The organism is Oceaniferula marina, from assembly GCF_013391475.1.
GTDB classification, from domain to species: domain Bacteria; phylum Verrucomicrobiota; class Verrucomicrobiia; order Verrucomicrobiales; family Akkermansiaceae; genus Oceaniferula; species Oceaniferula marina.
In genome coordinates, this window is record NZ_JACBAZ010000084.1 from 1 (window position 1) to 281 (window position 281).

Consider the following 281-nt stretch of genomic DNA (forward strand, 5'->3'; position numbering starts at 1 on the left):
AATTGTAGTGCCGGTGAAGATGCCGGCTACCCGCAGAAGGACGGAAAGACCCTATAGACCTTAACTGTAAGCTGTTACTGTTTATTCGATTACAATGCTCAGCATAAGTGGGAGACGTTGAAGTGTGTTTTTAGGAGCACATGGAGTCGCCAGTGAGATACCACCCTTTGTGATTGGATAATCTAACCCCGAGCCGTAATCCGGCCGGGGGACCGTGGCAGCCGGTCAGTTTTACTGGGGCGGTATCCTCCTAAAGAGTAACGGAGGAGCGCGAAGGTTGG

1 rRNA gene is annotated in these 281 nt (G+C 51.6%); it reads left to right on the top strand.

What is annotated here, in order from left to right:
• Window positions 1-281 (top strand): 23S ribosomal RNA (locus HW115_RS20380); the annotation flags it as partial.